This window comes from Streptomyces sp. NPDC048825 (assembly GCF_043198355.1).
In the GTDB taxonomy this organism is placed as follows: Bacteria; Actinomycetota; Actinomycetes; order Streptomycetales; family Streptomycetaceae; genus Streptomyces; species Streptomyces xiangluensis.
Map to the genome: position 1 here is coordinate 1 of NZ_JBICUR010000022.1, position 26,929 is coordinate 26,929.

Below are 26,929 nucleotides of genomic sequence, written 5' to 3' on the forward strand. Positions count from 1 at the left end.
GCGTCGTATGCCCGTCGCGTAGGTTCTGTCTCAGGTCACCTGCGCCCTGTGTCAGACGAAGGGCCGTATGCCCACCCTGCGACGGGCTGACGCACCGGCCCACGGCCCCGACCCACAGACCACCAGGGGCGCGGGGAACTGCGCGACCAGCCACAACGAACCCGCACCCGAAAACGAACCCAACCGCGCGAACCCAGCGGAGCGCCCCCGTGCGCCCATGCCCTGCCCATGCGCGGCTCAACGCGGAGCACCCCGCGTCCTAACCTCTTCCCGAAACTCCGGAATTCCGGAAGCGTGTCGGGGGCATGACGTCCCCAGGAGCCGCGCGACCTCGAGGAGGGGCACGTGCTTGAGCCCGCTTATCAGGCGGACGTCGTCATCGTGGGGGCCGGGGTCGCGGGACTCTCGGCTGCCCACCGGCTGACCAGCGCAGGAGTAAGGACCGTAGTCGTGGAGGCCGCCCCTTACGTCGGCGGCCGTATGTCGACCGAGAAGGTCGACGGTTTCCGGCTCGACCGGATCGGCCGGCTGTTGTCCACCGCGTACCCGGAATTACGCCTCACTCCGGGTCTCGACGCCCTGACCCTGCGCCCGTTCGCACCGGGCGTCCTCGTCCACGCCGACGGACGTACGCACCGGGCGGGCGAACCCGGGAGCGCGGCGAGCGCCGGGGGCGCAAGGGGCGCACTCGGCGCGGCACGCGCCTTTGTGGCCGCCCCCCGGAGGCCACGCGCCGCCCGGCGGGCAGAGCCGTCGCCCGACGGAGCCGCGGCCCGGGCGGCGCCACCGGCCGCCGCCCATCCCTTGCCGCGGTCGTTCCCACCGCTCGGCGGTGCCGTCGACCAGGCACGGCTCGGCGCCGCGCTCGGCCGGATCGCCGCCGCCCCGGTGGAGCGCCTGCTGGCGCGACCGGACCGGCCGGCCGGTCACGCGCTGGCGGCGCGCGGCATGCCCGCTCGTACCGTCGAGGGCTTCCTGCGGCCGTTGCTGGCCGCGCTGCTCTGCGACCCGGACCTGACGACGTCCAGCCGGTGCGCGGACCTCGCGCTGCGCGCCTTCGCCTCCGGCCGGCTGTGCGTTCCGGAGGGCGGCGCCGACACCCTGCCGGAGCTGCTCGCCGGCGCCCTCCCGCCCGGCACGGTCCGCACCGGCGTGCACGTCACGTCCGTGTCCACGACGTCCGTACGCACCGCGGAACACGGCGAACTCCGTTGCCGGGCTGTCCTGGTGGCGACCGGCGCCAGCGCCGCCGCCGAGTTGCTGCCCGGCCTGCGGGTGCCGCCGTTCCACCCGGTGACGGTGGTGCACCACACGCCCGACGAGGTGCCCCCGGCCGGAGCGGGGCTGCTCCTCGACGCGGACCGTCGCGGCCCGGTGGCCCATACCGCGGTGCTCAGCGAGGTCGACCCGTCCCGCGCCCCCGCGGGCCGCGCCCTGGTCTCGTCCACGATCCTCGGCGCACCGCCTCCGGACGCCGACCGGGTCGTACGAGCCCACCTTGCCGACCTCTACGGCACGTCCACGCACCGCTGGGAACTCCTCACCGTCCACCACACCCCGGACGCCGTTCCCGCGATGCCTCCCCCGCACGACCTGCGCCGCCCAGTCCGCCTCCTCGACGGCCTGTACGTCTGCGGCGACCACCGGGACACCAGCACGGTCCAGGGCGCCCTGCACTCGGGCCACCGCGCGGCAACGGCCCTGCTGACGGACCTCGGCGTCAACTCGTCAGCGGTGGCCCCGTTAACGGCCTCGACCGCCGCATAGGCGAGCGAGAGCCGGGGTTGGAGGTCCCGTCGCGGGGCGGGGCCTCCACCCCATGCCGCTGCGCTGCCTAGCGCAAAGCCGCGACCTTGTCGCGATAGCCCCGCACGGGCCCCGCGTCCCGGTACGGCTCCAGCCGCCGCTCGAAGTCCCGTACGTACTCCACCGCCCGCACCGAGCGCATCTCGGCCGCCTCGGCCGCCGCCTCCGCGCCCAGCTGGCAGGCCTGATCGAGTTCGCCGAGGCCGAGGCGGGCGGTGGCGAGGACGACCCGGCAGAAGAGTCGGCTGCGGGCATAGCTGGGAGCCCGCAGCTGAAGGGACCGTTCGGCGTGCTGGGCGGCGGCCCGGTACTGCTGGAGGTCCCGGTGACAGTGCCCGAACTCGTCCGCGAGCTGCGCTTCGTCGAAGAAGCGCGCCCAGTACGGGACGTCGTCGGTGGGCCGTGCCGCCTCCATCGCCCGCTCGGCGCGTACGAGGGACGCCGTGCAGGCCCGTACCTCGCCGAGCACCCCGTGCCCGCGCGCCTCGGCCGCGTGCAGCAGCGCCTGCACGACGGGCGGCCCGGACGAGCCCACGCCCTGCTGGGCGACCCGCGCCAGCTGCACGGCCTCCCGGCCGTGGCCCAGATACACGGCCTGCCGACTCATCGTCACAAGGACGTACGACCCGTACGCCCGGTCCCCCGCCGCCTGCGCAAGCCGCAGCGCCTGCACGAAGTACCGCTGGGCGAGTCCGTGCGCGGCGATGTCGTACGAGGTCCAGCCGGCGAGCCGGGTGAGATCGGCCGCGGCGGCGAACAGCTGGCGCCCCGTCTGCTCCCCGTACATGCCGCGCAGCATCGGCTCCGCCTCGTGCTCCAGGTAGCGCACGAGGGCCTGCCGGGCGTGGCCGCCGCCGTAGGCGTGGTCCAGCGCCCGGAACAGCTCCCCGACCTTCCGCAGCGCCGCGATGTCGCCCGCGGTCACCCGCTGCCCGTGCTCGCGCTCGGTCTGCGCACGCTGCCGGGGCAGGGCGCCCGGGCGGCCCTGCGCGGGCACCCGTACGACCGTGGGGTCCCCGGTGCGGGCCACCCGGTCGTCGGGCCGCCCGATCAGCCAGTCCCGGCTCGGCACGACGAGCCCCGCCGGGGTGAACGCGATCTTGCGCAGTTCCGCGTGGCTCCCGGAGTCCTTGCGCCACAGTCCGCTGACGATGTCGACGGCCTCCTCGGGCGTGGCCGCGAACTCGAGCCCCGCGTACACGGGGGCGCAGGCATCGAGGCCCAGGTCCTGCGCCGTGAGCCGGCGCCCGAGCCGGCGTGTGAACACCTCGGCGATCAGTGCGGGTGTCGTGCCGCGCGGCTGCTGGCCGCGTAGCCAGCGGGTCACCGACGTCTTGTCGTATCTCAGATCAAGCCCGTGCTCGAGACCGAGCTGGTCCACGCGACGGGCTAGTCCCGCGTTGGAAAACCCCGCTTCTGCGATCAGTGCGGCGAGCTGACGGTTGGGGGTGCGCTGCGCGGGTCGTTCCGTCATCTGCGGTGCGAACTCCTGCCTTCCAGGCCTCGGGGGAATGGCCTCGTGAACGGCGTGAATGTAGCGGTCTGTAAGCGCGCGGTCGCAGGCTTCGATACGCATTCATCCGATCGTGTGAGGATTGGCCATGGGTTGCCTCCGGCCCGGAGCGGCGCCGGCGGGACAGGGCCGGACATGGCTGGAACGTGGCCGGACGTACAGTGGCGTGGGGCGCATACGCGCCTTACGGGTCTTCCAGGGAGGCGTTTGCCGTGGGTGAGTTGCGGTTCGTCCGGATGGGTTTCGGAGCGGACTCCGTCGAGTACCAGCAGGCCTGGGACGAGCAGCGCCGTGTGCACGCCGCCCGCTTCCAGGACGAGATCCCCGACACCTGTCTGCTCCTGGAGCATCCGCCGGTCTACACGGCGGGCCGGCGCACCGCCCCCGAGGAGCGCCCTCTCGACGGCACCCCGGTCGTGGACGTGGACCGCGGCGGCAAGATCACCTGGCATGGCCCCGGCCAGCTCGTCGGCTACCCGATCCAGAAGCTGCCGCGACCCGTCGACGTCGTCGCCCATCTGCGCCGCCTCGAGGACGCGATGATCCGCGTGTGCGCCGACTTCGGCCTCGAGACCTCGCGGGTCGAGGGCCGCGCGGGCGTGTGGATACTCGGCGACCCGGTGGAACAGCGTCCCTCCCTCGGCGGACTCTCCCTGGACTTGGACCCGCGCCTCACGGACGACGAGTTCGACCCGCGCCTCAACGGTCCCGAGTACGCCCCCTCGAACGCCGGTCAGCGCCGTGAGGACCGCAAGATCTGCGCGGTGGGCATCCGCGTGGCCAAGGGCGTCACGATGCACGGCTTCGCCCTGAACGTGAACCCGGACACTTCCAACTTCGACAAGATCATCCCCTGCGGCATCCGTGACGCGGGCGTCACATCGCTGACCCATGAGCTGGGTCGCGAGGTGACGATCGCGGAGGTGCTGCCAGTGGCGGAGAAGCACTTGCGGGGGGTGCTGGAGAACGCGGATCTGCGCCCGCGGGTGGCCGCGGATGCCTCCGGCATGTAGCCGCCAACGAACCCCAATACCCCAGCCCGTAGGCGCCCCGTTCCACCGCCGGAGGCAGGCGTACTCTGGTGAACGCCTAAGAATCGAAGCACAGGGAGCCGGACGTGTCCGCAGTCACCCCCGACGGACGCAAGATGCTGCGCCTGGAGGTCCGCAACAGCCAGACCCCCATCGAGCGCAAGCCCGAGTGGATCAAGACCCGGGCGAAAATGGGCCCCGAGTACACCAAGATGCAGAACCTCGTGAAAAGCGAGGGCCTGCACACGGTCTGCCAGGAGGCGGGCTGCCCCAACATCTATGAGTGCTGGGAGGACCGCGAGGCCACCTTCCTCATCGGCGGCGACCAGTGCACCAGGCGCTGCGACTTCTGCCAGATCGACACCGGCAAGCCGGAAGCACTGGACCGCGACGAGCCGCGGCGCGTGGGCGAGTCCGTGGTCACGATGGACCTCAACTACGCCACGATCACCGGCGTCGCCCGCGACGACCTGGAGGACGGCGGCGCCTGGCTGTACGCCGAGACGGTCCGCCAGATCCACGCCCAGACCGCGAACCGCGAGGCAGGCCCCACCAAGGTCGAACTCCTCGCCCCCGACTTCAACGCCGAGCCGGCCCAGCTCGCCGAGGTCTTCTCCTCCCGCCCGGAGGTCTTCGCGCACAACGTCGAGACGGTCCCGCGCATCTTCAAGCGCATCCGCCCCGGCTTCCGCTACGAGCGCTCCCTGAAGGTCATCACCGAGGCCCGCGACTACGGTCTGGTCACCAAGTCGAACCTGATCCTCGGCATGGGTGAGACCCGCGAGGAGATCAGCGAGGCGCTCAAGCAGCTGCACGACGCCGGCTGCGAGCTGGTCACCATCACGCAGTACCTGCGCCCGACCGTGCGCCACCACCCCGTGGAGCGCTGGGTCAAGCCGCAGGAGTTCGTGGAGCTGAAGGAGGAGGCCGACCAGATCGGCTTCTCGGGCGTGATGTCCGGACCTCTGGTGCGCTCCTCGTACCGCGCCGGACGCCTGTACCAGATGGCCATCGAGCTGCGTCAATCAGCTGCTCCGCAGCGGGGCGGCGCGTACGTCGCCTCGCAGGCCGTCTGAGATCTCGTACGGCTACTTGGTGGCACGCAGTGCCACCCAAGCGTGTGAATCTGCACACAAGACATTACTCGTGAGTAGTGTCCGATACGACGCGGTTCTGACCGTTCCCGCAGATGGGAGCCCCGTCAGGGCCGCGTCGGCGTTTTCGGGCCTCGCATCAAGCCTTCATTGGCGTTTGACCGCCCGGTCACGCCCTGGTAACACCAATCAGTGACTCTGTTCTCACGCCACGTACAGACTCATCCCAGAGCCGTCATCCGAGGGGGGACCTCCACCATGCAGGCCGCGCCCGTACGCGCCACAGCGATTCCGTCATTCACCGATGCACTCCGTGCCGTCGAGTCGATCCTCATGAGCAGCGGACAGCGCACCGCGCGCCGCAACGCATGGACCTCTGTCCTGGAGGACCGCCGCCGGGCCAAGGACAGGGTCGAGGCGCAGCGCGTCCTGGACCAGTCCGTCCTGGAAGCGTCGTTCGCCCCTCGCCCGTGACCGCCTGCCGACGCGGCACCGCCGTCGTCGGCGCTTCCCGCGCCACGTAGACTTCACGGCATGGCGAGGAAGGACAACGCAGCGGACGCTGCGAACCCCGGGCGACTCAAGCAGATCGCTCTGACCTACAAGATGACCCGCAAGGCCGACTCCAAGATCGGTCTTGTGCTCGCGGCAGTCGGAATCGGCACCCTCGGTGTCTTCCTCGCGATCGGTTTCCTGATCGGTCACCCGGTCTATCTCGGCATTCTCGGCTTCCTCCTCGCCTTCCTCACGATGGCGATCGTCTTCGGACGGCGGGCCGAGCGTGCCGCCTTCGGACAGATGGAGGGACAGCCGGGAGCGGCGGCCGCGGTGCTGGACAACATGAAGCGTGGCTGGACGACGACCCCGGCGGTGGCGATGAACCGCCAGCAGGACGTGGTGCACCGGGCCGTCGGCAAGGCCGGCATCGTGCTGGTCGCCGAGGGCAACCCGAACCGGGTGAAGGGCCTGCTGGCCGCCGAGAAGAAGCGGATGGCGCGCATCGTCGCGGACGTACCCGTGCACGACATCCTCGTCGGGACCGGCGAGGGCCAGGTCGAGCTCAAGAAGCTCCGCACCACGATGCTGAAGCTGCCGCGTGTCCTGAGCGGGCCTCAGGTCACCGCGACGAATGACCGGCTGCGCGCTCTGGGTGACCTGATGAGCAACATGCCCTTGCCGAAGGGTCCGATGCCCAAGGGGATGCGGATGCCGCGCGGCGGCCCGAAGATGCGGTGACGCTGCCGCTGGGCTTGGCAGTACGCCTAAGGGCGCCGGAACCTGTGGGTTCCGGCGCCCTTAGGCGTTTGTCGGGGGTGGTTCTGCGGTTTGGCGACTGCGGGTCCGTCGTGGTTGCTCGCGCCCCGCGGCGGAGCCGCATATGTCACAGCCCCGCGCCCCTAAAAGACTGCGGCTCCCCGCGCCCCTGAGAGGGCCGCACCCTAAGCCGCACCCCTGCGAGGACCGCACCCCTGAGAGGGGCGCTCCCGAAGGGCCCGCCCACTCACCGGCGCGTTCTCAGATCCGTACCTCGACCGTGCGGGCCAAGCGGTCGTGCAGGCCCCTGCCGTCGCGGTCCCAGATCAGGGCGGGGATGGCTACGCACAGCAGGGCTGTGCGCAGGAGGGCGCGCAGGGGGTTGACCGTGCCGGTTTCCAGGGTGAGGACTCGCAGGCCGAACAGGCGCTTGCCGGGGGTGAAGCCGATCGTGCCGACGGTCAGGACGCTCATGACGAAGAAGATCAACAGTGCCCAGTTGCCCGTCGCCTGGTTGTAGCCGTCGGTGAGCAGCCCGTATGCGATCAGGAGGCACAGCCCCCAGTCGACCGCGAGGGCGCCGAGGCGTCGTCCGGGGCGGGCGATCGAGCCTGGGCCCGACTCCGGCAGGCCGAGCTGCTCGCCCCGGTATCCGAAGTCGGCACCGGCTTCCTCCGCGGCCGCGCGCGGTCCGGACAGCCACGATCCGATTGCTTGCCTGTTGTCCACGCGTCCACGGTACTGCGCCGGTTTTGATATGCGGACGGGTGGGGTCAGCCGGGCCGGGGTCGGTTAACTTGGGCGAAACAAATGGGTCACGCTTGAGAAACCACCCGTCCCTATTGTCGGGTCTCAGCGTGTGCCACCGCACTGGCCGCACGAACGAACTACCACCCCGGCACGGACGGTCGGGAGTAGGAGGAGCTGGATGTTCCAGAACGCCGACGAGGCCAAGAAGTTCATCGCGGACGAGGACGTCAAGTTCATCGACGTCCGCTTCTGCGACCTGCCTGGCGTGATGCAGCACTTCACGGTGCCGGCAGAGGCCTTCGACCCGAGCGAGGAACTTGCCTTCGACGGCTCCTCGATCCGCGGCTTCCAGGCCATCCACGAGTCGGACATGGCGCTTCGGGCCGACCTGTCGACCGCGCGCGTGGACCCTTTCCGCCGTGACAAGACGGTCAACATCAACTTCTTCATCCACGACCCGATCACGGGCGAGCAGTACTCCCGTGACCCGCGCAACGTGGCCAAGAAGGCGGAGGCGTACCTCGCCTCGACCGGTATCGCCGACACCGCGTACTTCGGCCCCGAGGCCGAGTTCTACGTCTTCGACAGCGTGCGCTTCGCCACCACGTCGAACGAGTCCTTCTACCACATCGACTCCGAGGCGGGCGCCTGGAACACCGGTGCGCTGGAGGACAACCGCGGCTACAAGGTCCGCTACAAGGGCGGTTACTTCCCGACCCCGCCGGTCGACCACTTCGCCGACCTGCGTGCCGAGATCTCCCTGGAGCTCAACAAGTCCGGCCTCCAGGTCGAGCGTCAGCACCACGAGGTGGGCACCGCCGGCCAGGCCGAGATCAACTACAAGTTCAACACGCTGCTCGCCGCGGCCGACGACCTCCAGCTCTTCAAGTACATCGTGAAGAACGTCGCCTGGCGCAACGGCAAGACGGCCACCTTCATGCCGAAGCCGATCTTCGGCGACAACGGCTCGGGCATGCACGTCCACCAGTCGCTGTGGGCGAACGGCGACCCGCTGTTCTACGACGAGGCCGGTTACGCGGGCCTGTCGGACACCGCCCGCTACTACATCGGCGGCATCCTCAAGCACGCCCCGTCGCTGCTGGCCTTCACCAACCCGACGGTGAACTCGTACCACCGCCTGGTCCCCGGCTTCGAGGCCCCGATCAACCTGGTCTACTCGCAGCGCAACCGCTCCGCGGCCATGCGTATCCCGATCACGGGCTCGAACCCGAAGGCCAAGCGCGTCGAGTTCCGGGCGCCGGACTCCTCCGGCAACCCGTACCTCACCTTCGCGGCCCTGATGCTGGCCGGCCTGGACGGCATCAAGAACAAGGTGGAGCCGGCCGAGCCGATCGACAAGGACCTCTACGAGCTGGCTCCCGAGGAGCACGCGAACGTCGCGCAGGTCCCGACCTCGCTCCCGGCCGTCCTCGACTCCCTCGAGGCCGACCACGAGTTCCTCCTTCAGGGCGACGTCTTCACGTCCGACCTGATCGAGACGTGGATCGACTACAAGCGCACGAACGAGATCGCTCCGCTCCAGCTGCGTCCGCACCCGCACGAGTTCGAGCTCTACTTCGACGTGTGATCGACGCGTAGGCCTCTGGCTTCAGAGCCCCGTCACCGCCCCTCGTGGGCTGGTGGCGGGGTTCCGTCGTTCTCTGCCTTGACAGAGGCCCGATGCACACTGGAATCGGGACGAGTGCCCGATGTGTGGGGTGATCGTGATGCGGAGCCGATTCCAGCCCGACCGGCGGTTGAACACGCGGATGGGGGTCACGCTGTTCCTGCTCGGGCTGCTGTACGTGGCGTTCGTCGCCGCCCTGATCGTGCTGCTGAAGTCGTGGGTGCTGGTCGTCGTGATCGCGGCGGCACTGCTCGGTGCGCAGTACTGGTTCTCGGACCGGATCGCGCTGTTCGCGATGCGCGGGCGGATCGTGGAGCGTGAGGAGTATCCGCAGCTGCACGGGGTGATCGACCGGCTGTGCGCCACCGCGGACATGCAGAAGCCCGCCGTCGCCGTGTCCGACATGGAGCTGCCGAACGCCTTCGCCACCGGGCGCAACGCCGATCACGCCGTCGTGTGCGTGACGACCGGGCTGCTGCGGCGGCTTGAGCCCGCCGAGCTGGAGGGTGTGCTCGCGCACGAGCTGTCGCATGTGGCGCACCGCGATGTCGCGGTGATCACCGTGGCCTCCTTCCTCGGGGTGCTCGCGGGGCTGATCGTGCGGTTCGCGTTCTACTCGCAGTTGTTCGGCGGGGGACGGAGGGACCAGAACACGGCCGTCGTGTTCATGACGGTGATGGGGGTGTCCGCGGCCGTCTACGCGCTCAGCTTCCTGCTCATCCGGGCGCTGTGCCGGTACCGGGAACTGGCCGCCGACCGCGCCGGAGCCATGCTCACCGGCCGCCCCTCGGCACTCGCCTCCGCGCTGACCAAGCTCACCGGCGACATCGCCAGGATCCCCACCCGGGATCTACGGACCGCGCAGGCCTTCAACGCGTTCTACTTCACGCCCGCGCTCGGCAGGACCCCGGGCATCCAGCGGCTCTTCTCGACCCACCCGAGTCTGGAGGAACGGCTCGATCAACTGGGCCGGATCTCCGGCGAGTTGGGCGAGTCGCCGACCTCCGGAAAGGCAGGCTGACGAGTATGGGGCTCCTGGACATCCTGCTGGGCCGCAGCAAGCCGGTGGCCCCCGACCTCGACCAGCTCTTCGCGCTGCCGTCGGCCGCGGTCACCCTGGAGGCGGCGGCAGGGTTCACGCCGACCGGGCACGGCTCGGTGTGCTTCGCGACGGTCGAAGGGGCGGCCTTCGACGACGTACGACGGGAAGTGCGGGCGTTGTTGGACGCGGATGCCGAGCGGACGGGGCCGCCGGTGGAGGTGAGCCGGGACTCGTACGGGTACACGTGGCTGGTCTCGCGCCGGGAGCCCAGGGATCTGCCCGCGCTCGTGAGTGATCTGCACGCGGTGAACACCGCTCTGGAAGGCAGCGGGTTCGGGCCGCAGTTGCTGTGCTCCGTCGTCGGCTTCGTCGGCTCCGCCGACTCCTGGGACGAGCCCGAGCGACGGACGCTCGGGCTCGTCTATCTCTACAAGCGCGGCACGTTTTATCCGCTGTGTACGCGGCCTGGCCGGCAGAAACGCGACAACGCGCTGGAGCTGCAAGTCGCCGCGGCACTGGGGAACGACCTACGGATCGAGCAGGACAAGGCGCGCTGGTTCCCGCTCTGGGATGCGCCCGGACTGGTCGGCTGAGTGCCCCTGGAGGCCCTTCCGCTGCCGGGACGCCCAGGGGCTCGCGGCGGTCACGGCGCCGGCGGTAAAGGCGGTAGCTTTCGTCGGCGCGAGCCGGGGAGCCCGCGGGGCCGCCGGTAGGGGTGGGCTGCTCGGGGAAAAGCCCCCGGCCAAAGCATCACGCGCCGGCCACCCCCAGGGCGGCCGGCGCTGGAGAAGAAACCCGGGGACCTCAGCGGGCGTAACGCATCAGCGCTCGCACCATGTGGCACGTCGTGTCCGACGGCGGGTGGACGCCGATGAGTTCGGCCGTGCTGCGAATCCTCTCGTTACGGGCCTGGTTGGGCATGTAGACACCGGAGTCCAGCAACGCGATGGCGAGCCGCATCGCCTTGAGGCGCCGGTTGTGCGTGATGTACCAGTCGCGCGGAGGCCCCGGAGGGAGCGGCCGCTTCTCGACGGGCTCGTACGGCAGGTCCAGCGGAACCGGCCTCTTGGCTGTGGACTGGACGGGCAGCGGGCGGAGTGCGGCAGCGGGCACGGGCATCCTCCTGTCGCGGTCAGGGAGCCGTCTGTCGGCGCCCTCGAACACTACTAACAGTTTACTGCCCACCACTGACATCGAGACAGTCCGCAGAGTCCGCCAAAAGCCCAGGTGAGCATGGGAATTGGCATACTGTCACCCCAGGTCCGCAAGGTGCGCATGAGGCGCCGTAAAATTCGAACAGAGGCCTCGGCGGGGAGGGCGGCGGCGCCGCCACCACACGTGCACGGAGGCGGCACCCAGGCGGCGCCCCTTGCCCGGACCGCGCCCGCCCAGGAGAAGAATTACTCAACTTCCTTTGTGATCTAAGCCACTTGATTGACTCGTGTTAACCGTCGAGTAACTCCGTTCGGTATCTCGTACATAGCGGCGTACTCCCCCGCTCACGACCAGGTCGCCGCCAGGGCGGCCGGAGACAGGAGGCGCACCATGCCGCGTACGTCGCGCAGGAGAACGATCGGCCCCAAGAAGAAGCTCGCGTTGTTGGTGAGCGCCGCGGCGGTCGCCGGAGGCGGGGCCTTCGCTCTGGCGGCCACCTCGAACGCCGCGCCGACCGGCCAGGCGCCGTCCTCGGCGGTCTGCCAGGGGCTGGCCACCGCGCTCGGGAACAACGAGAAGTTCATCGAGGGGCAACGCGCCAACCCGGATGCACAGTCCGAGGCCCGGATCGCCAACCGGGAAGCGGTCATCGCGGAGATCGAGCGCAAGCAGGAAGCATCCGGCTGCACGCCTGGGGAGTCGGCTCAGAACACCCCGCCCGAGCAGTCGGCATCGGCTCCCGCAGACACCTCCGGCGACGCGACGGGGGTCGCCGGAGGTGAGCAGGTCTGCGCAGGTTCGACCGTGACACTCTCCGGCGAGGCAGGCGCCCCGGCCGCGTCCAGCAACCAGTTCCCACCCGGTACGCAACTGAAGGTCACGAACCTGGACAACAACAAGTCCACGACAGTGGAGGTCACATCGACCTCCGGCAGCTGCGCCCTCCTCAACAACGCAGCCTTCGAGCAGGTCCGCGAGCCCGGCAAGTTCCTGATCCGTAGGGCGCTGATCGAGAAGGTGGGGTGAGGCTCGGCCACCGCGGAGTCGGCCGCCGAGGAAACCGATGAGGCGGCGGCTCAGTTCGGCGGCCTGAGCCAGCGCGTGATGCGAGATGTCGGGCAATACGCTCGTCTTCGTGCCCGGACCGCGTGACGCTCCCCGGCTCCTCCTGCGCCGCCCGGCAGGAGGAGGAGCGGGGGCGCGTCACGCGGTCCGCAGCAAAAGCCTGCGCCTCCAGTCACCCAGCAAGCCACAACGAACCCACCCGCCGACGAACCCGAACCCCCACCCCCGTAGGCCCGCCTCGTATACGACGGAGCCCACCCGCTCTCAAGGCGGGCGCCCACTCCACAAGCACCAGGTAACACGGGCTTCACAGCCGAGCAATGATCGGGAAATCCCCTGTTGACAGGCTGCGGGCATCCCCGCGGCGCCCCAGTGCCGCAGCGCCGCGCGCCCGTGACGACCGAGCGCAACAAGACCCACCCCGAAGGATGTGGCCCGTGACCTTCAAGGCTGAGTACATCTGGATCGACGGCACCGAGCCGACGGCCAAGCTGCGTTCCAAGACGAAGATCCTGGCCGATGACGCCAAGGGCGAAGCGCTGCCGATCTGGGGCTTCGACGGGTCTTCCACGAACCAGGCCGAGGGCCACGCCTCCGACCGCGTGCTGAAGCCGGTCGCCACCTTCCCGGACCCGATCCGCGGCGGCGACGACGTGCTCGTCATGTGCGAGGTCCTCAACATCGACATGACGCCGCACGAGTCCAACACCCGTGCCGCGCTCACCGAGGTCGCGGAGAAGTTCGCCGCTCAGGAACCGATCTTCGGCATCGAGCAGGAGTACACCTTCTTCAAGGGCTCGCGCCCGCTCGGCTTCCCCGAGGGCGGCTTCCCGGCCGCGCAGGGTGGCTACTACTGCGGTGTCGGCTCGGACGAGATCTTCGGCCGTGACGTCGTCGAGGCGCACCTGGACAACTGCCTGAAGGCGGGCCTGGGCATCTCCGGCATCAACGCCGAGGTCATGCCCGGCCAGTGGGAGTTCCAGGTCGGCCCGCTCTCCCCGCTGGAGGTCGCCGACCAGCTGTGGCTGGCGCGCTGGCTGCTGTACCGCACCGCCGAGGACTTCGACGTCTCCGCGACGCTGGACCCGAAGCCGGTGAAGGGCGACTGGAACGGCGCGGGCGCGCACACCAACTTCTCCACGAAGGCCATGCGCGAGGGCTACGACGCGATCATCACCGCGTGCGAGTCGCTGGGCGAGGGCTCGAAGCCGCTCGACCACGTCAAGAACTACGGCGCCGGCATCGACGACCGCCTGACCGGTCTGCACGAGACGGCCCCCTGGAACGAGTACAGCTACGGCGTCTCCAACCGTGGCGCCTCGGTCCGTATCCCGTGGCAGGTCGAGAAGGACGGCAAGGGCTACATCGAGGACCGCCGCCCGAACGCGAACGTCGACCCGTACGTCGTGACGCGCCTGATCGTCGACACCTGCTGCACGGCCCTGGACAAGGCCGGCCAGGTCTGACCCGTACAACGCAGCTCCGTACGGCTCCGTGAGGGGGCGTCCATCACAAACGGTGGACGCCCCCTCACCGTTGTCCGCTTCGTCTGCTTCAATGGGCCCATGGCCAGCCCCCGGAAGCACCCCGCGACAGGTCGCCATGACCTCGAGCCCTTCTGGCCCTCCCGTCAGCACCACGTCTTCGACCGGGTGTGTTGTCGCGCGACGAACGCGCCGGCCCTCTAAAGCCGTACACCCCGAAGCCGTACACCCCTCGGCCTTCGGCCGGCGCGCAACGACGTACGTCCCCCGACGAACCTCTCGCGCGAAAAGAGCTGACCTCTCATGGCGAACACTCATTCCCTCTCCCCCTCCGCCGCCCCCCTGAACTCCCCCGCCCGGCACCGGCTGCGTGCCGTCGACCGGGACGAGGTGGTGGACGTGGCGGACTTCCTGCCGCCGGGAGCCACCCTGCTGCCCGCGCCCCCGCACACCCTGCCCACCCTCCCGGGGCGACCGCCGATGGTCGGGTATCTGGTGCTCGTCCCGGCCGACCAGCAGCCGCCGTTCCCGCCGGTGGCGGTGCCCGAGCGGTCGGAGACGGGTGCCGGGGCCGCCGACGACCCGCTCGTGCGAGTCGACACCGCGCAGCGCACCGCCGAGGTGGACGGGCGCTCGCTCGACCTCACATACCTGGAGTTCGAGCTGCTCGCCCATCTCGTCACCAACCCCTACCGGGTCTATACCCGCGACCAGTTGGTCACCACGGTGTGGGGGTACGGGCATGTGGGCGACGGCCGCACCGTCGACGTCCACATCGCCCGCCTGCGCCGCAAGCTGGGCGCCGAGCACCGGCAGGTGATCCGGACCGTGCGCCGGGTGGGGTACAAGTACGCGCCGCCGACGGGGCGTTGACTCTCTGCTGAGGGCAGATTCCCGTTCCGTCCCGCGGGCCGGCCGGGCAGAGTCACCGGTATGAGACTTCTGCTGCTGGGTGGGACAGAGTTCGCGGGACGGGCCGTCGCGGAGGTGGGCCTCCGGCGCGGCTGGGAGGTGACCGTCTTCCACCGGGGGCGGCACGCGCCTCCCACCGGCGTGCGGTCACTGCACGGTGACCGCACCGCGCCCGACGGGCTCGCCGCCCTCGCGGAGGGAGAGTGGGACGCCGTCGTCGACACCTGGTCGGCTGCGCCCCGGGCCGTACGGGACGCGGCGCGGCTGCTGCGGGGCCGCGCCGGGCGGTACGTGTACGTGTCGAGCTGCTCGGTGTACGAGTGGCCCCCGCCCGCCGGATACGGCGAGGACGCGCCCCTGGTCGAGGACGCCTCCGCCGACGCCGAGCAGACCGACTACGCCCGGGACAAGCGTGGTGGCGAGCTGGCCGCCGTGGAGGCCTTCGGCGCGGACGGTTCGCTGCTCGTGCGGGCCGGGCTGATCCTCGGGCCGTACGAGAACGTCGGGCGGCTGCCGTGGTGGCTGGGCAGGATCGCCCGCGGCGGGCCCGTCCTGGCGCCCGGGCCGCGCGACCTGCCCCTCCAGTACGTCGATGTCCGTGACCTCGCCGAGTGGATTCTCGGCGCGGTGGAGCGGGAGTTGAGCGGGCCGTACAACCTGATCGGACCGCAGGGGCACGCCACCATGGGCACCCTGCTCGACGCCTGTGTGCGCGCCACCGGCGGTCCGGCCGAGCTGCGGTGGACCGACCCGGACGTGATCCTGGAGGCGGGTATCGAGCCGTGGGTACAGCTGCCGGTGTGGGTGCCGCCGGGCAGCGACCTGCACGACGCCCTGCACGCTGCGGACGTCTCACGGACGCTGGCGACGGGACTGGACTGCCGGCCCGTGGCCGACACCGTGATCGATACCTGGAAGTGGCTCCAGGACATCGGCGGTACGGCGCCGCAGCGGCCGGACCGGACGGCCAAGGGCCTCGATCCGGAGGTGGAGGCGAAGGTACTGGCGAGCGGCGGAGGTGTACCTGGCAACACCCCCTGATCCGGCGCCCAACCCCCGTGCCGCGCACCGCTCCCTCGGCCAGACTGACGCCATGACGACCATCGAGACGAAGAGCGGCAGCGGTTCAACCAGGGTGCGGGGGATCGGACTCGCGGCGGTACGGGGGCTCGGGCTGGCGCTGGTGTTGCTGCCGGGGGCCGTGCTCTGCTTCACGCTCTCCCTGGTGTCCATCGCGTTGATACCGATCGGGATCGGGCTCGTCACCACGCCCTGGGTGCTCACGGGGGTGCGAGCGTTCGCGGACTGGCGGCGGGTGCTGGCCGCCCAGTGGTGCGGGGTGACGATCCCGTCGGCGTACCGGCCGGCCCCGCAGGACGCCAACCCGTGGACGCGTACGTTCGCGTTGCTGCGCGACCCGGCGACCTGGCGGGATCTGAGGTGGCTGCCGGTCGACATGACGGCGGGATTCGTCACCGCGCTCCTGCCGGCCGTGCTCATCCTGTACCCGCTGGAGGGGTTCGCGCTGGCGGCCGGGCTGTGGCGGACCATGACGGGCGGGCCGTACGTCGAGTACGGGCCGTACTGGTACGGGTTCGTGCCGGTCAGCGACCAGACGTCCGCGCTCGGCGCCGGCGCGCTGGGTGCCGCCCTCCTCTTCGTCGCCCACCGGTACGCCGTGAGCGCCTTCCAGCTCCACTTCCGGCTCACCCGGGCAGTCCTCAGTCCCAGCCAGGGCGAACTGGCCGAGCGGGTCAGGGTGCTGACGGAGACCCGTCGTGACGCCGTCGACACCTCAGCCGCCGAACTGCGCCGTATCGAGCGGGACTTGCACGACGGCGCCCAGGCCCGGCTGGTCGCGATGGGTATGGATCTCGGCACCGTCGAGATGCTCCTCGACAAGGACCCGGAGAAAGCCAAGCAGCTCCTCGCACAGGCCCGTAAGTCCTCCGCCGACGCGCTCACCGAGCTGCGCGACCTCGTCCGGGGCATCCACCCGCCCGTACTCGCCGAGCGTGGACTGGGCGACGCCGTACGGGCGTTGGCGCTGCGGCTGCCCGTCGGCACCGAGGTGGACGTGGACCTGCCGGGACGCGCGGGCGCTCCGGTCGAGTCGGCCGCGTACTTCGCCGTCAGCGAGGTCCTCACCAATGCGGTGAAGCACGCGGGGGCCGACCGGATCTGGATCGATGTGCACCACATCCGCGAACCCGACGGGATGCTGCGGATCACCGTCACCGACAACGGCAAGGGCGGTGCGGTGATCGGGGCGGGTTCGGGACTCTCCGGAGTCGAGCGGCGACTGGGTACATTCGACGGCGTCCTGGCCGTCAGCAGCCCCGCGGGCGGTCCCACCATGGTGACCATGGAGATCCCTTGCGAGTTGTCCTAGCCGAAGACCTCTTCCTGCTGCGCGACGGACTGGTACGGATGCTCGAGGCGTACGACTTCGAGATCGCGGCGGCGGTGGAGAGCGGGCCCGAACTCACCCGGGCACTTGCCGAGTTACAGCCGGACGTCGCCGTCGTCGACGTTCGGCTGCCGCCTTCGCACACGGACGAGGGCCTGCAGTGCGCGCTTCACGCGCGCCGGGCGAGACCCGGGCTGCCGGTGCTGGTGCTGTCGCAGCACGTGGAGCAGTTGTACGCGCGGGAGTTGCTCGCGGACGGGACCGGCGGGGTCGGCTATCTGCTGAAGGACCGGGTCTTCGACGCCGAGCAGTTCATCGACGCCGTACGCAGGGTCGCCGCGGGCGGCACCGCGATGGATCCCCAAGTGATCCAGCAGCTGCTGTCGCGGCGTCAGGCGGAGAGCCGGCCGCTGGGGCGGCTGACGCCGCGCGAGCGGGAGGTGCTGGAGCTGATGGCGCAGGGCCGCTCGAACGCGGCGATCGCGGAGCGGCTGGTCGTGACAGAACGGGCCATCGCGAAGCACACCTCCAACATCTTCGCGAAGCTGGACCTTGAGGTGTCGGACGATGACAATCGGCGCGTTCTGGCTGTTCTCGCCTATTTGGACCGGGGCCGCTGAAAAGGAATCGGCAGAGGGCCGGAGAGGACTCGCGGAGGGCCTGCAGAGGACCGACACAAGACCGACATAGCGACCCGGTATAAGAATTGGCCCGCATCGAAGATTCACTGAATCAGAGTCAGCATTCCCCCTCAACTGCCGTTGAAACAGGGGGTTCTGGGCCCCTTGAGCCGGAATTGCTCCACCAATCCCTCACCAATTTCTGATGCCGCTGAACACCCCATGAGCCCCTTGCGTATTGAACGGCGCCGCTTCACCTCCTGTCGGGCGCCTCAATGCCCCGCAAGGAAGCCAGAGGAGTTCCATGGGACGCACAAACCGAAAACGCCGCTCCACGCTCGCCAACCGGGCGATAGCCGCATCGGCGGCTCTCGCGCTGGGTGGCGGCGGCTTGCTGGCGGCCAACATCTACGCTTCTGCGGGAGAGGAGAACTCGCAGCAGAACGCGCAGACGACTGCCGCAGGGGTGGCAACGATCAAATGTCCGGACGTCGGCCAGCAGTTGACGGACGTGCCGGACGGCGCACGCGCCGGTGTCGACCAGGAGCTGGCGAAGCTCGACCAGCAGGTCACGGAGGCCTACAAGCGTCTCGCGGACACGCGCCAGGCCCAGGCCGGTGACTCCGGCTACGTCGACAACGCCATCCTCAGCCCGCTGAAGTCCAAGCGGACGGCCACCATCGACCGGATCGGCATCAACATCCGGAACGCGGGCGGTCAGCCTCCGCAGGGAGCCGAGCAGATGGCCCAGTGCGAGGGTGTGCCGGCCGAGCAGCCGGACACCGCCGCGGGTGAGGGTCAGGACCAGGCCGACGGCCAGGACGAGGGCCAGGACCAGGGTCAGGACCAGGGCGATGGCCAGGACCAGGGTCAGGACCAGGGCGACGGCCAGGACCAGGGCGACGGCGGCCAGGAGGGCAACGGCCCGGTGGCGGCCGACTTCCAGGACATCACCACCGTCCAACCGAACGGCGGCGCGAAGGGCGTCGGTGGAAACGGGCTCCCCGCGAACGGGGACTCCGGTTCGACGGGCAGCTTCACCACCAGCTGCGGCACCAACGGGAACGACAACCACAACTCGGACAACGTGATTGTCGCTCCGGGTGTCGACAACGGTGCGCAGCACACGCACGACTACGTCGGCAACCAGGACAACAACGCCTTCACCAGCGACGAGCAGTTCCTCCAGGCCGACACCAGCTGCGAGAACCAGGGCGACAAGTCGTCGTACTACTGGCCGGTGCTGCGCCTGCAGAACGGTGAGGACGAGTTCGACGCGAACGACCTCGGTGGCGGTGCGGAAGGCAACATCGGCCCGATCCAGGAAGCCACCCAGGCGGAGCTGAAGTTCGTCGGCAACAAGGCGAGCGATGTCGTCGCGATGCCGCAGGCTCTGCGCATCATCACCGGTGACGCCAAGGCCTTCACCAACGGCCTCGCCAACGCCAACACGAACTGGAGCTGCACCGGCTTCGAGGACCGGCAGTTGACGGACAAGTACCCGATCTGCCCCGAGGGCAGCTCCGTGGTGCGGACGTCCAACTTCCAGAGCTGCTGGGACGGCCAGAACATCGACAGCGCCAACCACCGTGACCACGTGGCCTTCGTCCAGGAGGACGGCACCTGCGCCAACGGTTTCCAGGCCATCCCCCAGCTCCAGGCCCGTCTGGTCTACGACGTTCCGGCCCCGCAGATCGAGAACGGACAAGTCGTGAACCCGTTCGCGGTGGACGGCTTCCCGACAGAGCTGCACAAGCCGATCACCGACCACAACGACTTCATCAACTTCTTCGACGAGGAGACGATGAACCAGGTGGTCGAGTGCATCAACAGTGGCCAGGATTGCCAGTAGCAACCCGGTAGCACTAGGAAGCCGGCGGTGGGATTTCCCACCGCCGGCTTTCGCTTGCCCCGGAACCTGCGCGGCATCCGCGCCCCACGCGGTCAGCCGGAGTGACCGCCACGGTTGTGACTGCCACCGGGATTCATGTGCTCGGACCCCTCTTCCAGGGTCCCGCCGATCTGGCCGCGCAGCGCCGTGACCGTCTTCTGCTTGCCGATGGCGATCCACTTGCGGCCGAGGAGGTAGTAGCCGCCGTAGTCCTTGGCCCCGTTGATCCACTCGCGCTGGCCGCGGTCGGTGGCGAACGTCGCGAGGACGAACTTGTCGTCGAAGTCTCCGTCGGTGTTCTTGCAGAGGGCCTGCCGGATCGTGTCCGCGTCGATCTGGATGTCCGGCTTGCAGCCCACCTCGCCGGCTATCTTCTCCAGACTTCCGCTCGCGGTCTCGGGGACCTTCTCCCCGCCGTCGTCCGAGCCGCAGCCGGTCAGCACCAGCAGCGCGGCGACTGTTCCGGCCGCGGCCAGCCCGTGTCGCGTCAACCTCATCTTTTCCTCCGGTCACGTCCGGCGACATGTACTCCACGCCGCAGAGAGCCCTGGCAAGGGCCCTGTACTCGATACGGCTCCCACCGGCCCCGCGCTCAATCGCCCCCTACGGAACCACACACCCGGCCCTGCCGGACATCACCCACAGAGATGCACCAGACGCCCACAGACTCACGGAGTGAGGCGCTGGACATGTGAACACCCTTGCGGCACCGTCCCGTTGGAGGCCGGATCCGATCGGTAAGGTGTTCGCATGACAACCGGGGTACAGGTACGCCGCAGGATGGGTGTCGAGGAGCGGCGGCAGCAGTTGATCGGTGTCGCGCTCGAACTGTTCAGCCGACGCTCGCCCGACGAGGTCTCCATCGACGAGATAGCGTCGGCCGCCGGTATCTCCCGGCCCCTGGTCTACCACTACTTTCCCGGCAAACTCAGCCTGTACGAGGCGGCGTTGAAGCGGGCGGCGGACGATCTGGCGACCCGGTTCGTGGAGCCGCAGGAAGGTCCGCTGGGCGCGCGGCTGCTGCGGGTGATGCGGCGGTACTTCGACTTCGTCGACGAGCACGGGCCCGGATTCTCGGCGTTGATGCGGGGCGGCCCGGCGGTGGGCTCCTCCGCCACCAACGCCCTCGTGGACGGCGTACGGCAGGCCGCATACCTCCAGATACTGGCGCATCTGGACATCAACCGGCCGCCCGCCCGGCTGGAACTGGTCATCCGCTCCTGGATCTCACTCGCCGAGTCGACGGCCCTGATCTGGCTGGACGGCCGCCGTATCCCCCGAGCCGAACTGGAAGCGCAGCTCGTCCACGACTTCGCGGCGCTGACGGCGGTGAGCGCGGCGTACGACGACGAAATGGCCACGTTGCTGCGCCGCATGCTCAAGGACGAGCCGGCCGAGGGCCCGTTCACGGACCTCGTCGGCCGGCTGATCGCCCTCGCGTCGTAGGTCTCTGGCCTTATGCCTCGAACTTGGTGTACGAGGCGTCGAGGTCCCGCACCTCCGCGGAGGCATGCAGCGTGATCCCGTCGGCGGGCTTCACATGGGCCCGTAGCAGCTCCAGCGTCCGCTCGGTCAGCGCCGCCTTCGTCTCCTCCGTACGGCCGGGCAGAAGCGCGACCGCGACATGCACCAGCGCGTGCCCGTCCGCCTCCGCGCCGATCACAAGGTCCTCGGTCGGCCGGAACCGCGTCTTGCACGCCTCGAGCTTCGCGGCGGCCGTCTCCACCACCATCGTGTGCAGCGCGAGCGCGAAGCCCTTCCGGTCGAAGGCGTCGCCAAGCGGCACCGAGTAGTCGACGGTGATCTGCGGCATGGGCACTCCTGTTCTACGGCTCTTGCCGTCAGCCTAGCCTGTGGCCTGCGAGAAGACCGCGGCGCTGCGTCCTGGAACAGCGAAGGTGCCCGACTCCGGCTCGTACGACGAAGCCCTGACGACCTGGTCCGCGCCCGCGGCCTGCACCGGATGCAGCGCGTACGCCTTCCCCGTGAGCGCCGCGACCCGCTGTGTCTGCCGGTCGGGCGTCGCGTTGAAGACGACGACCAGATCGCCGAGCCGCATGGTGATCACGCCGGGCGTCTCCTCCTTCCCGGACAGCGGGAAGGACAGCTTCGACTGCACCTGGTCCGCCGTGTCGAGGGAGAAGGCACCCTCCGTCGTACGGATCCTGAGCAGGTCCCCGTACGCCGCCGAGGCGCCCTCGATCTGCTCGCAGCCGACCTTGACGCTGCCGAGCAGGGGCTTGGCGTACGGCCACTTGGACGCGTTGTCGGCCGCCATCGGCAGCCCGCGCCCGAAGCCGTTGCCGTCGGCGCAGTTCCAGTGGATGGCGTTGAACCAGTCACCGCTGTCGTAGGAGTTGCGGTCGAGGGACTTGGAGCGCAGCAGGTCGGTACCGGCCTGGGAGAGCGCCGGGCCCTGCGAGAGAGTCGCCGTGGCCATGGCGAGGACCTGCATACGGGCGCGGTCGGCCCCACTCGTCGAGGACGGCAGCTTGAAGGCGAGGGCGTCGAACAGCGACTCGTTGTCGTGCGCGTCGGCGTAGGCGAGGGCGTCGCCGGGCGCGTCCGCGTAACCGGCGGGCGCCCCGTTGTAATCGACCTCGGAGCCCTTGACCGGCTTGCCGCCGGAGTCGGTGAAGCTGTAGTCGGCGAGATTGCCGGAGAGCCCCACCTTGATCAGGTCCTGGTAGCGCAGCAGACGGGCCTTCTGCTCGTCCGAAGTGCCGTTGTTCTCCGAGGAGTTGGGGTCGGTGTAGAGACCGGAGGCGAAGCCCTGGACGCCCGGGTCCTCGTCGAACGGGCCGCCGCCGCGCACCGCGTCACGGGCCCGGTCGGAGAAGGTCGCGATGCCGGTGCCTGCCATGTTCTTCTGCGTGGCCTGCACAAAGCGGGCGTCGTCGGCCACCTCGCCGAAGTTCCAGCCCTCGCCGTAGAGGATGATCTCCTTGCCGTCGACGCCGTCCTTCTCGACGGTGAGCGCGTCGAGTGCCTTGCGTACGGCGAGGATGTTGGCCTTCGGGTGGTGTCCCATCAGGTCGAAGCGGAAGCCGTCGACCTTGTACTCCTTCGCCCAGGTGACGATCGAGTCCACCACCAGCTTGCCCATCATGGCGTTCTCGGGTGCGGTGTTGGCGCAGCAGGTGGAGGTGGCCACGGAGCCGTCGGCGAGCAGCCGCTGGTAGTAGCCGGGCACGATCTTGTCGAGCACGGAGGTGTCGGCCTGACCGCTGGAGGTGGTGTGGTTGTAGACCACATCCATGACGACCCGGAGCCCGTCCTCGTTCAGGGACTTGACCATCTGCCGGAACTCAATCGTACGGTCCGCACCCTCGGGGTCAGTGGCGTACGAGCCCTCCGGCACCGTGTAGTGGTACGGGTCGTAGCCCCAGTTGTACGCGTCCTTCGCGGCGGTCTTCGCCACACACTCCTGCTGCTTGTCGGAGTCGGCCGGGTACGAGGCGAGGTCGCAGCCGGGGGTCGCCTGGTCGGACTTCCTCTCCGGGATCGTGGCGATGTCGAAGGCGGGCAGGAGATGGACGTATGAAGTCCCGGACTCCGCAAGCTTCTTGAGGTGCCGGGAGCCGTCGCTGCCCTTGTCGGTGAAGGCCAGGTAGGTGCCGGGGCGCTTCGCCGTCTTGTCCTCGATGGAGAAGTCCCGGATGTGCAGCTCCTGGATCTGGGCGTCCTTCAGCGGGACGGCCTTCGGCTTCCTCAGGCCCGGCCAGCCGCTGGGGGCAAGGGACTTGTCGGCGAGGTCGACGACGAGGCTGCGCTCGGAGTCGGTGGTCAGGGCGAGTGAGTAGGGGTCGGTGACCTTGTTGGTGACGACCTTCTGGACCGTCGGCGCCCAGACCTTGACGACGTACCGATAGGGCTTGTTCTTCCAGGACTTGGGGCCGATCACCGACCAGACGCCGGTGTCACCGTCCCGCTTCATCGGCACGGTCCTGTCACCGATCTCCAGTGACACGTCCTGCGCCGTGGGCGCCCAGACGGAGAGCGTGGGCCTTCCCCTGCGGAACACCGGGCCGAGGTCCGCCTTCGTCGCGTCGTACACATCGTCGAGTACGCCCGCGAGTTGCACCCCCGTTCCGGCCACCACGGCTCCGCCCGCGGCCCGTTGGGTTGCGACGACGCGTCCGCGCAGCGCCTCGCGGACCCGGTCGCGGTCGCGTGGGTCGACCGACCAGGCGGTGTACTTCGCCAGGTGCGGGAACTTCACCTTCTGCGCCTCGGTGAGCTCGCTCCCCCGCAGCCGCAGCATGCGGGCGTCGGAGAGGTCGCCGTCACGGGAGTACAGCAGCTGTGTGGAAGCGGCCGACCTGACGCCGTTCCAGGCGATCGTGCCCGCGTCGAGCCAGACCGCCTCGGCCTTGGTGTAGTCGGGCCCGGTGGCGACGGGCTGCGGCAGCAGGTATTTCTCCTGGCCGCTCAACAGCCACACCTCGTGGCCGCCCGCCTTGAGGTCCAACGACTGATCGGCGGGCAGGTCCTTCTCGTCGCCCTTGTGGACGATGTAGCTGAGACTGCCGGCACCCGCTGCGAGCGGCACCTCGAAGACCGCGCCATACGCGTCAGTCTTCACCGGCTCCAGGGGCTTCGACCAGTCCGTGGGGTTCGCGGCTCCGGTCCAGGTGTGCAGACCCCAGCCCTCGTAGTCACCGTCGGCGCGATGGTAGTGCAGTACGGCCTTGGTCTTGTCCTGCGGCGGGTAAGCGCCGTCCGGTGCCGCCGTCGCCTGCCCATCCCGGCCCTGCTCGATCCACACCTCGCCGGTGTCGGCGAGCGGGACGGTGCGCTGCGGGCCGTCCGTGGCGCCGTCGCCCTTGACGACGGTGTACGAGAGGGCATCGGCGCCCTCGGGGACCTTCAGCCAGGCGAACGCGCCGTAGGCGTCGCGACCGGTGAAGTCCGCCACGCTGTCACCCGACTTGAGCTGCCAGCCGTCGTAGTCGCCGTCGGTCCGCTGGTAGTGGACGACGGCGTACTCGCGCTCGACGGCGCTCGGGTCCTCCGCCGCCGGCGGCTTGCCCGCCGTGGTCGAGGCGGAACCGCTCGCGGTACGGCCGGCCGAGTCGACGACAACTGCCTTGTAACGTACGGGAGTTCCGGCGCTCGCCTTGATCGTGTGGGTGACCTTGTAAGGGGCGTGATCGGCGGAGCCGAGCACCTGCCAGCTGCCGTTGCCGGTCTGGACGGCGAAGACGACGCGGTTGAGCTGCCCGCCGTCGACGTCCGCCGAGACTTCCACGGTGCCGGTGGCGCCCGCAGGAGGAGCCTTCAGCGTGATGCCCGCCTTGGAGGCGGGTGCGTCGAGCCGGCCCGCCGCCTTGAGGACGACCGAGGAACCGGCCGGGACGGTGACCGTGACCTTCTTGTCGGCATCGCTGGTGAGTGCATCCGAAGTCCCGTAGATGCCACGGAACTTCATGCTCGCCGATCCCGTCGCGAAGGTCGCCGTCCTCGCCTCCTGCGCGTTGTTCACGGCGACCACGTACTCGATGCCGGTCTTCGCGTCCGTACGGGAGAAGGCGTACACCCCGGCGCCATCGGCGGCGTACCGCTCCGTCTGGACTCCGTCCGCGAGTGCCGGGTTGGCCTTGCGGAGCTTTGCGAGAGCGGTGATCTGCTGGTAGAGCGGGGCACTTGTGTCGTAGGCGTCCTGCGCGTGCGTACGGTCCGTGCCCAGCTGGTCGTCGTCCAGGTAGTCCGCGACCTTGGAGCCGAACAGCGTCTGACGGGCGTCCTTGTCGCCGCCGGCGCCGGTGAAGCCCTGCTCGTCGCCGTAGTAGACGACGGGGTTGCCACGGCTGAGGAACATCAGCTCGTTGGCGAACCGGTCCTTCTTCAGCAGCTCGGCGTCGGACGCCCCGGGGCTGTCCTGCTTCAGGAAGGTCCCGATGCGCCCCATGTCGTGGTTACCGAGGAACGTGACCTGCTCGTACGCGTTGGCCTTGTCCGTCGTGTACTTGTAGTCATCCCCGAAGACCGAGGCCAGCCGCTTCGCGCTGCCGCCTTGCGAGGCGTACGCGCGTGCCGCGTCCTGGAAGGGGAAGTCCAGCGTGGAGTCGAGGCGGCCTTCGGTGACGTACGGCGAGGTGATGGACGTGTCCGACGAGTACACCTCGCCGAACATGAAGAAGTCGTCCCGCCCTTGCTTGGCGGCGTACGCGTCCAGTGCGGTGGCCCACTGGGTCCAGAACTCCGTGTTGACGTGCTTCACGGTGTCGATCCGGAAGCCGTCGATGTCGAAGTCCCGCACCCACCGCTGGTAGATCTTCTCCATCCCGCTGACGACCTCGGGGCGCTCGGTCCACAGATCGTCGAGCCCGGAGAAGTCGCCGTATGCGGAGCTCTCGCCGGCGAAGGCCGAGTCACCACGGTTGTGGTACATCGTCGGGTCGTTGAGCCATGACGGGACCTTGACGTTTTTCTTCGCGCCGGGCACCACGGGCGTACGCGGGAAGGACCCGGCGTCGACGGAGGGGAACCGGGCAGTCCCGTCCGCGTAGTCGGCGTCGTCGAAGGGCTCGCCGTCCTCGGTGAGGTACGGGAAGGCGCCCTTGGAGAGGTAGTCGTACGACTTCTCCTCATAGTCGACGACATCGGCGGTGTGGTTGGTGATGACGTCGAAGAAGACCTTCATGCCCTTGCCGTGGGCCTTGTCGATCAGGGTCTGAAGGTCCTTGTTCGTGCCGAAGTGCGGGTCGACCTGGGTGAAGTCGGTGATCCAGTAGCCGTGATACCCGGCCGAGACGTCGTCCCCGGACCTCTGCACCGGCTGGTTCTTGAAGATCGGCGCCAGCCAGATGGCGGTGGTGCCCAGGCCCTTGATGTAGTCGAGCTTCTGGGTCAGGCCCTTGAGGTCGCCGCCCTGGTAGAAGCCCTTGTCGGTGGGGTCGTAGCCGGTGGCGAGGCGCGAACCGGTAAGCCCGCCTCTGTCGTTGCTCGTGTCGCCATTGGCGAAACGGTCCGGCAGGACGAAGTAGAACTGCTCGCGGGTGGCGTCGTGCCGGGCGGGCTCGGCGGCGAGCCTCGCGTCGGACGGCGGCGGGGGCGGGGTGTCGGCCCGGGCGGCGAGGGGCTGACCGAGCGCTGCGGCGAGCGCGGCCACGGTGACGGCCGCGACCCGTCTCACCTGGGGGGTACGGCGCGTGCGGGGCGCCGGCCATCTCGGTATCACAGGCGTGAACTCCTTGCGATTACGGCTTGGTTGCGGGTTCCGACCCCTGCGCCGCGGCACGGCTCCGTAGCCGGGCGCCGGCGCGACCGTAT

Annotated in this window: 22 protein-coding genes; 16 read left to right on the forward strand and 6 right to left on the reverse strand. The window is 69.4% G+C overall.

From position 1 onward, the window contains the following. The first annotated feature begins 345 nt into the window (after positions 1-345). Complete coding sequence (locus tag ACGFNK_RS38335) at positions 346-1,767, forward strand: NAD(P)/FAD-dependent oxidoreductase (protein WP_393423607.1); 1,422 nt, start codon at positions 346-348, stop codon at positions 1,765-1,767. Positions 1,768-1,834: 67 nt separating this feature from the next. Here ACGFNK_RS38335 and ACGFNK_RS38340 read toward each other — a convergent pair whose 3' ends face one another. Further along, positions 1,835-3,280 (reverse strand): regulator, encoded by a 1,446-nt coding sequence (locus ACGFNK_RS38340; protein WP_393423609.1) that lies wholly within the window; start codon positions 3,278-3,280, stop codon positions 1,835-1,837. A gap of 251 nt (positions 3,281-3,531) precedes the next feature. Between ACGFNK_RS38340 and lipB the strand changes: the two genes are divergently transcribed. The 4 genes from lipB to ACGFNK_RS38360 all read left to right on the forward strand — a co-directional run bounded on the left by lipB (position 3,532) and on the right by ACGFNK_RS38360 (position 6,680). Further along, positions 3,532-4,332, forward strand: coding sequence for a lipoyl(octanoyl) transferase LipB (gene lipB, locus ACGFNK_RS38345; protein WP_393423611.1), 801 nt, complete (start codon positions 3,532-3,534; stop codon positions 4,330-4,332). Between the two features lie 104 nt (positions 4,333-4,436). Then, positions 4,437-5,426 carry a lipoyl synthase gene (gene lipA, locus ACGFNK_RS38350; RefSeq protein ID WP_393423613.1) on the forward strand — a complete coding sequence of 330 codons (990 nt, stop codon included), beginning with the start codon at positions 4,437-4,439 and terminating at the stop codon, positions 5,424-5,426. Between the two features lie 276 nt (positions 5,427-5,702). After that, on the forward strand, positions 5,703-5,918 hold the full coding sequence (locus ACGFNK_RS38355) for a hypothetical protein (protein WP_386346098.1): 216 nt from the start codon (positions 5,703-5,705) through the stop codon (positions 5,916-5,918). A 60-nt stretch (positions 5,919-5,978) separates the two neighbouring features. Then, positions 5,979-6,680: a DUF4191 domain-containing protein gene (locus tag ACGFNK_RS38360; RefSeq protein WP_386346100.1), complete on the forward strand. Its 702-nt coding sequence runs from the start codon at positions 5,979-5,981 to the stop codon at positions 6,678-6,680. Positions 6,681-6,959: 279 nt separating this feature from the next. Here ACGFNK_RS38360 and ACGFNK_RS38365 read toward each other — a convergent pair whose 3' ends face one another. After that, the gene (locus ACGFNK_RS38365) at positions 6,960-7,427 is read right to left on the reverse strand and encodes an RDD family protein (protein ID WP_386346102.1); all 468 of its coding nucleotides are present in this window, start codon (positions 7,425-7,427) and stop codon (positions 6,960-6,962) included. A gap of 199 nt (positions 7,428-7,626) precedes the next feature. Here ACGFNK_RS38365 and glnA point away from each other — a divergent pair, with 199 nt between their 5' ends. The 3 genes from glnA (at position 7,627) to ACGFNK_RS38380 (ending at position 10,710) form a co-directional block, all read left to right on the forward strand. Then, complete coding sequence (gene glnA, locus ACGFNK_RS38370; RefSeq protein WP_352372980.1) at positions 7,627-9,036, forward strand: type I glutamate--ammonia ligase; 1,410 nt, start codon at positions 7,627-7,629, stop codon at positions 9,034-9,036. 139 nt (positions 9,037-9,175) lie between these two features. After that, positions 9,176-10,096 carry a zinc metalloprotease HtpX gene (gene htpX / locus ACGFNK_RS38375; RefSeq protein ID WP_393423617.1) on the forward strand — a complete coding sequence of 307 codons (921 nt, stop codon included), beginning with the start codon at positions 9,176-9,178 and terminating at the stop codon, positions 10,094-10,096. Between the two features lie 5 nt (positions 10,097-10,101). After that, on the forward strand, positions 10,102-10,710 hold the full coding sequence (locus ACGFNK_RS38380) for a hypothetical protein (protein WP_393423619.1): 609 nt from the start codon (positions 10,102-10,104) through the stop codon (positions 10,708-10,710). A 211-nt stretch (positions 10,711-10,921) separates the two neighbouring features. Here the strand turns inward: ACGFNK_RS38380 and ACGFNK_RS38385 are convergent, their stop codons facing one another. Then, on the reverse strand, positions 10,922-11,230 hold the full coding sequence (locus ACGFNK_RS38385) for a hypothetical protein (RefSeq protein WP_393423621.1): 309 nt from the start codon (positions 11,228-11,230) through the stop codon (positions 10,922-10,924). Positions 11,231-11,662: 432 nt separating this feature from the next. On the opposite strand from ACGFNK_RS38385, the gene ACGFNK_RS38390 reads away from it, so the two are divergent. From ACGFNK_RS38390 to ACGFNK_RS38420, 7 genes are all read left to right on the forward strand, one after another. Then, positions 11,663-12,298 carry a hypothetical protein gene (locus ACGFNK_RS38390; protein WP_393423623.1) on the forward strand — a complete coding sequence of 212 codons (636 nt, stop codon included), beginning with the start codon at positions 11,663-11,665 and terminating at the stop codon, positions 12,296-12,298. Between the two features lie 476 nt (positions 12,299-12,774). Next, positions 12,775-13,803 (forward strand): glutamine synthetase, encoded by a 1,029-nt coding sequence (gene glnII, locus ACGFNK_RS38395; RefSeq protein ID WP_393423625.1) that lies wholly within the window; start codon positions 12,775-12,777, stop codon positions 13,801-13,803. A 321-nt stretch (positions 13,804-14,124) separates the two neighbouring features. After that, positions 14,125-14,694 carry a winged helix-turn-helix domain-containing protein gene (locus tag ACGFNK_RS38400; protein ID WP_393423627.1) on the forward strand — a complete coding sequence of 190 codons (570 nt, stop codon included), beginning with the start codon at positions 14,125-14,127 and terminating at the stop codon, positions 14,692-14,694. A gap of 60 nt (positions 14,695-14,754) precedes the next feature. Beyond that, positions 14,755-15,774: an NAD-dependent epimerase/dehydratase family protein gene (locus ACGFNK_RS38405; protein ID WP_393423629.1), complete on the forward strand. Its 1,020-nt coding sequence runs from the start codon at positions 14,755-14,757 to the stop codon at positions 15,772-15,774. A gap of 52 nt (positions 15,775-15,826) precedes the next feature. Further along, positions 15,827-17,125 carry a sensor histidine kinase gene (locus tag ACGFNK_RS38410; RefSeq protein WP_393423631.1) on the forward strand — a complete coding sequence of 433 codons (1,299 nt, stop codon included), beginning with the start codon at positions 15,827-15,829 and terminating at the stop codon, positions 17,123-17,125. After that, positions 17,110-17,763 (forward strand): LuxR C-terminal-related transcriptional regulator, encoded by a 654-nt coding sequence (locus ACGFNK_RS38415; RefSeq protein ID WP_393423633.1) that lies wholly within the window; start codon positions 17,110-17,112, stop codon positions 17,761-17,763. The genes ACGFNK_RS38410 and ACGFNK_RS38415 overlap by 16 nt, the downstream gene beginning before the upstream one ends. 304 nt (positions 17,764-18,067) lie before the next feature. Beyond that, positions 18,068-19,615: a DUF1996 domain-containing protein gene (locus ACGFNK_RS38420; protein WP_393423635.1), complete on the forward strand. Its 1,548-nt coding sequence runs from the start codon at positions 18,068-18,070 to the stop codon at positions 19,613-19,615. Positions 19,616-19,707: 92 nt separating this feature from the next. On the opposite strand, the gene ACGFNK_RS38425 is transcribed toward ACGFNK_RS38420, so the two are convergent. Continuing rightward, complete coding sequence (locus ACGFNK_RS38425) at positions 19,708-20,151, reverse strand: hypothetical protein (protein ID WP_393423637.1); 444 nt, start codon at positions 20,149-20,151, stop codon at positions 19,708-19,710. Between the two features lie 253 nt (positions 20,152-20,404). On the opposite strand from ACGFNK_RS38425, the gene ACGFNK_RS38430 reads away from it, so the two are divergent. After that, positions 20,405-21,100: a TetR/AcrR family transcriptional regulator gene (locus ACGFNK_RS38430; protein WP_393423639.1), complete on the forward strand. Its 696-nt coding sequence runs from the start codon at positions 20,405-20,407 to the stop codon at positions 21,098-21,100. A 10-nt stretch (positions 21,101-21,110) separates the two neighbouring features. Here the strand turns inward: ACGFNK_RS38430 and ACGFNK_RS38435 are convergent, their stop codons facing one another. Continuing rightward, positions 21,111-21,467, reverse strand: coding sequence for a 5-carboxymethyl-2-hydroxymuconate Delta-isomerase (locus ACGFNK_RS38435; protein ID WP_393423641.1), 357 nt, complete (start codon positions 21,465-21,467; stop codon positions 21,111-21,113). 33 nt (positions 21,468-21,500) lie between these two features. Continuing rightward, positions 21,501-26,837, reverse strand: a complete 5,337-nt coding sequence (gene pulA / locus ACGFNK_RS38440; protein ID WP_393423643.1) for a pullulanase-type alpha-1,6-glucosidase — start codon at positions 26,835-26,837, stop codon at positions 21,501-21,503. Between the last annotated feature and the right edge of the window lie 92 nt (positions 26,838-26,929).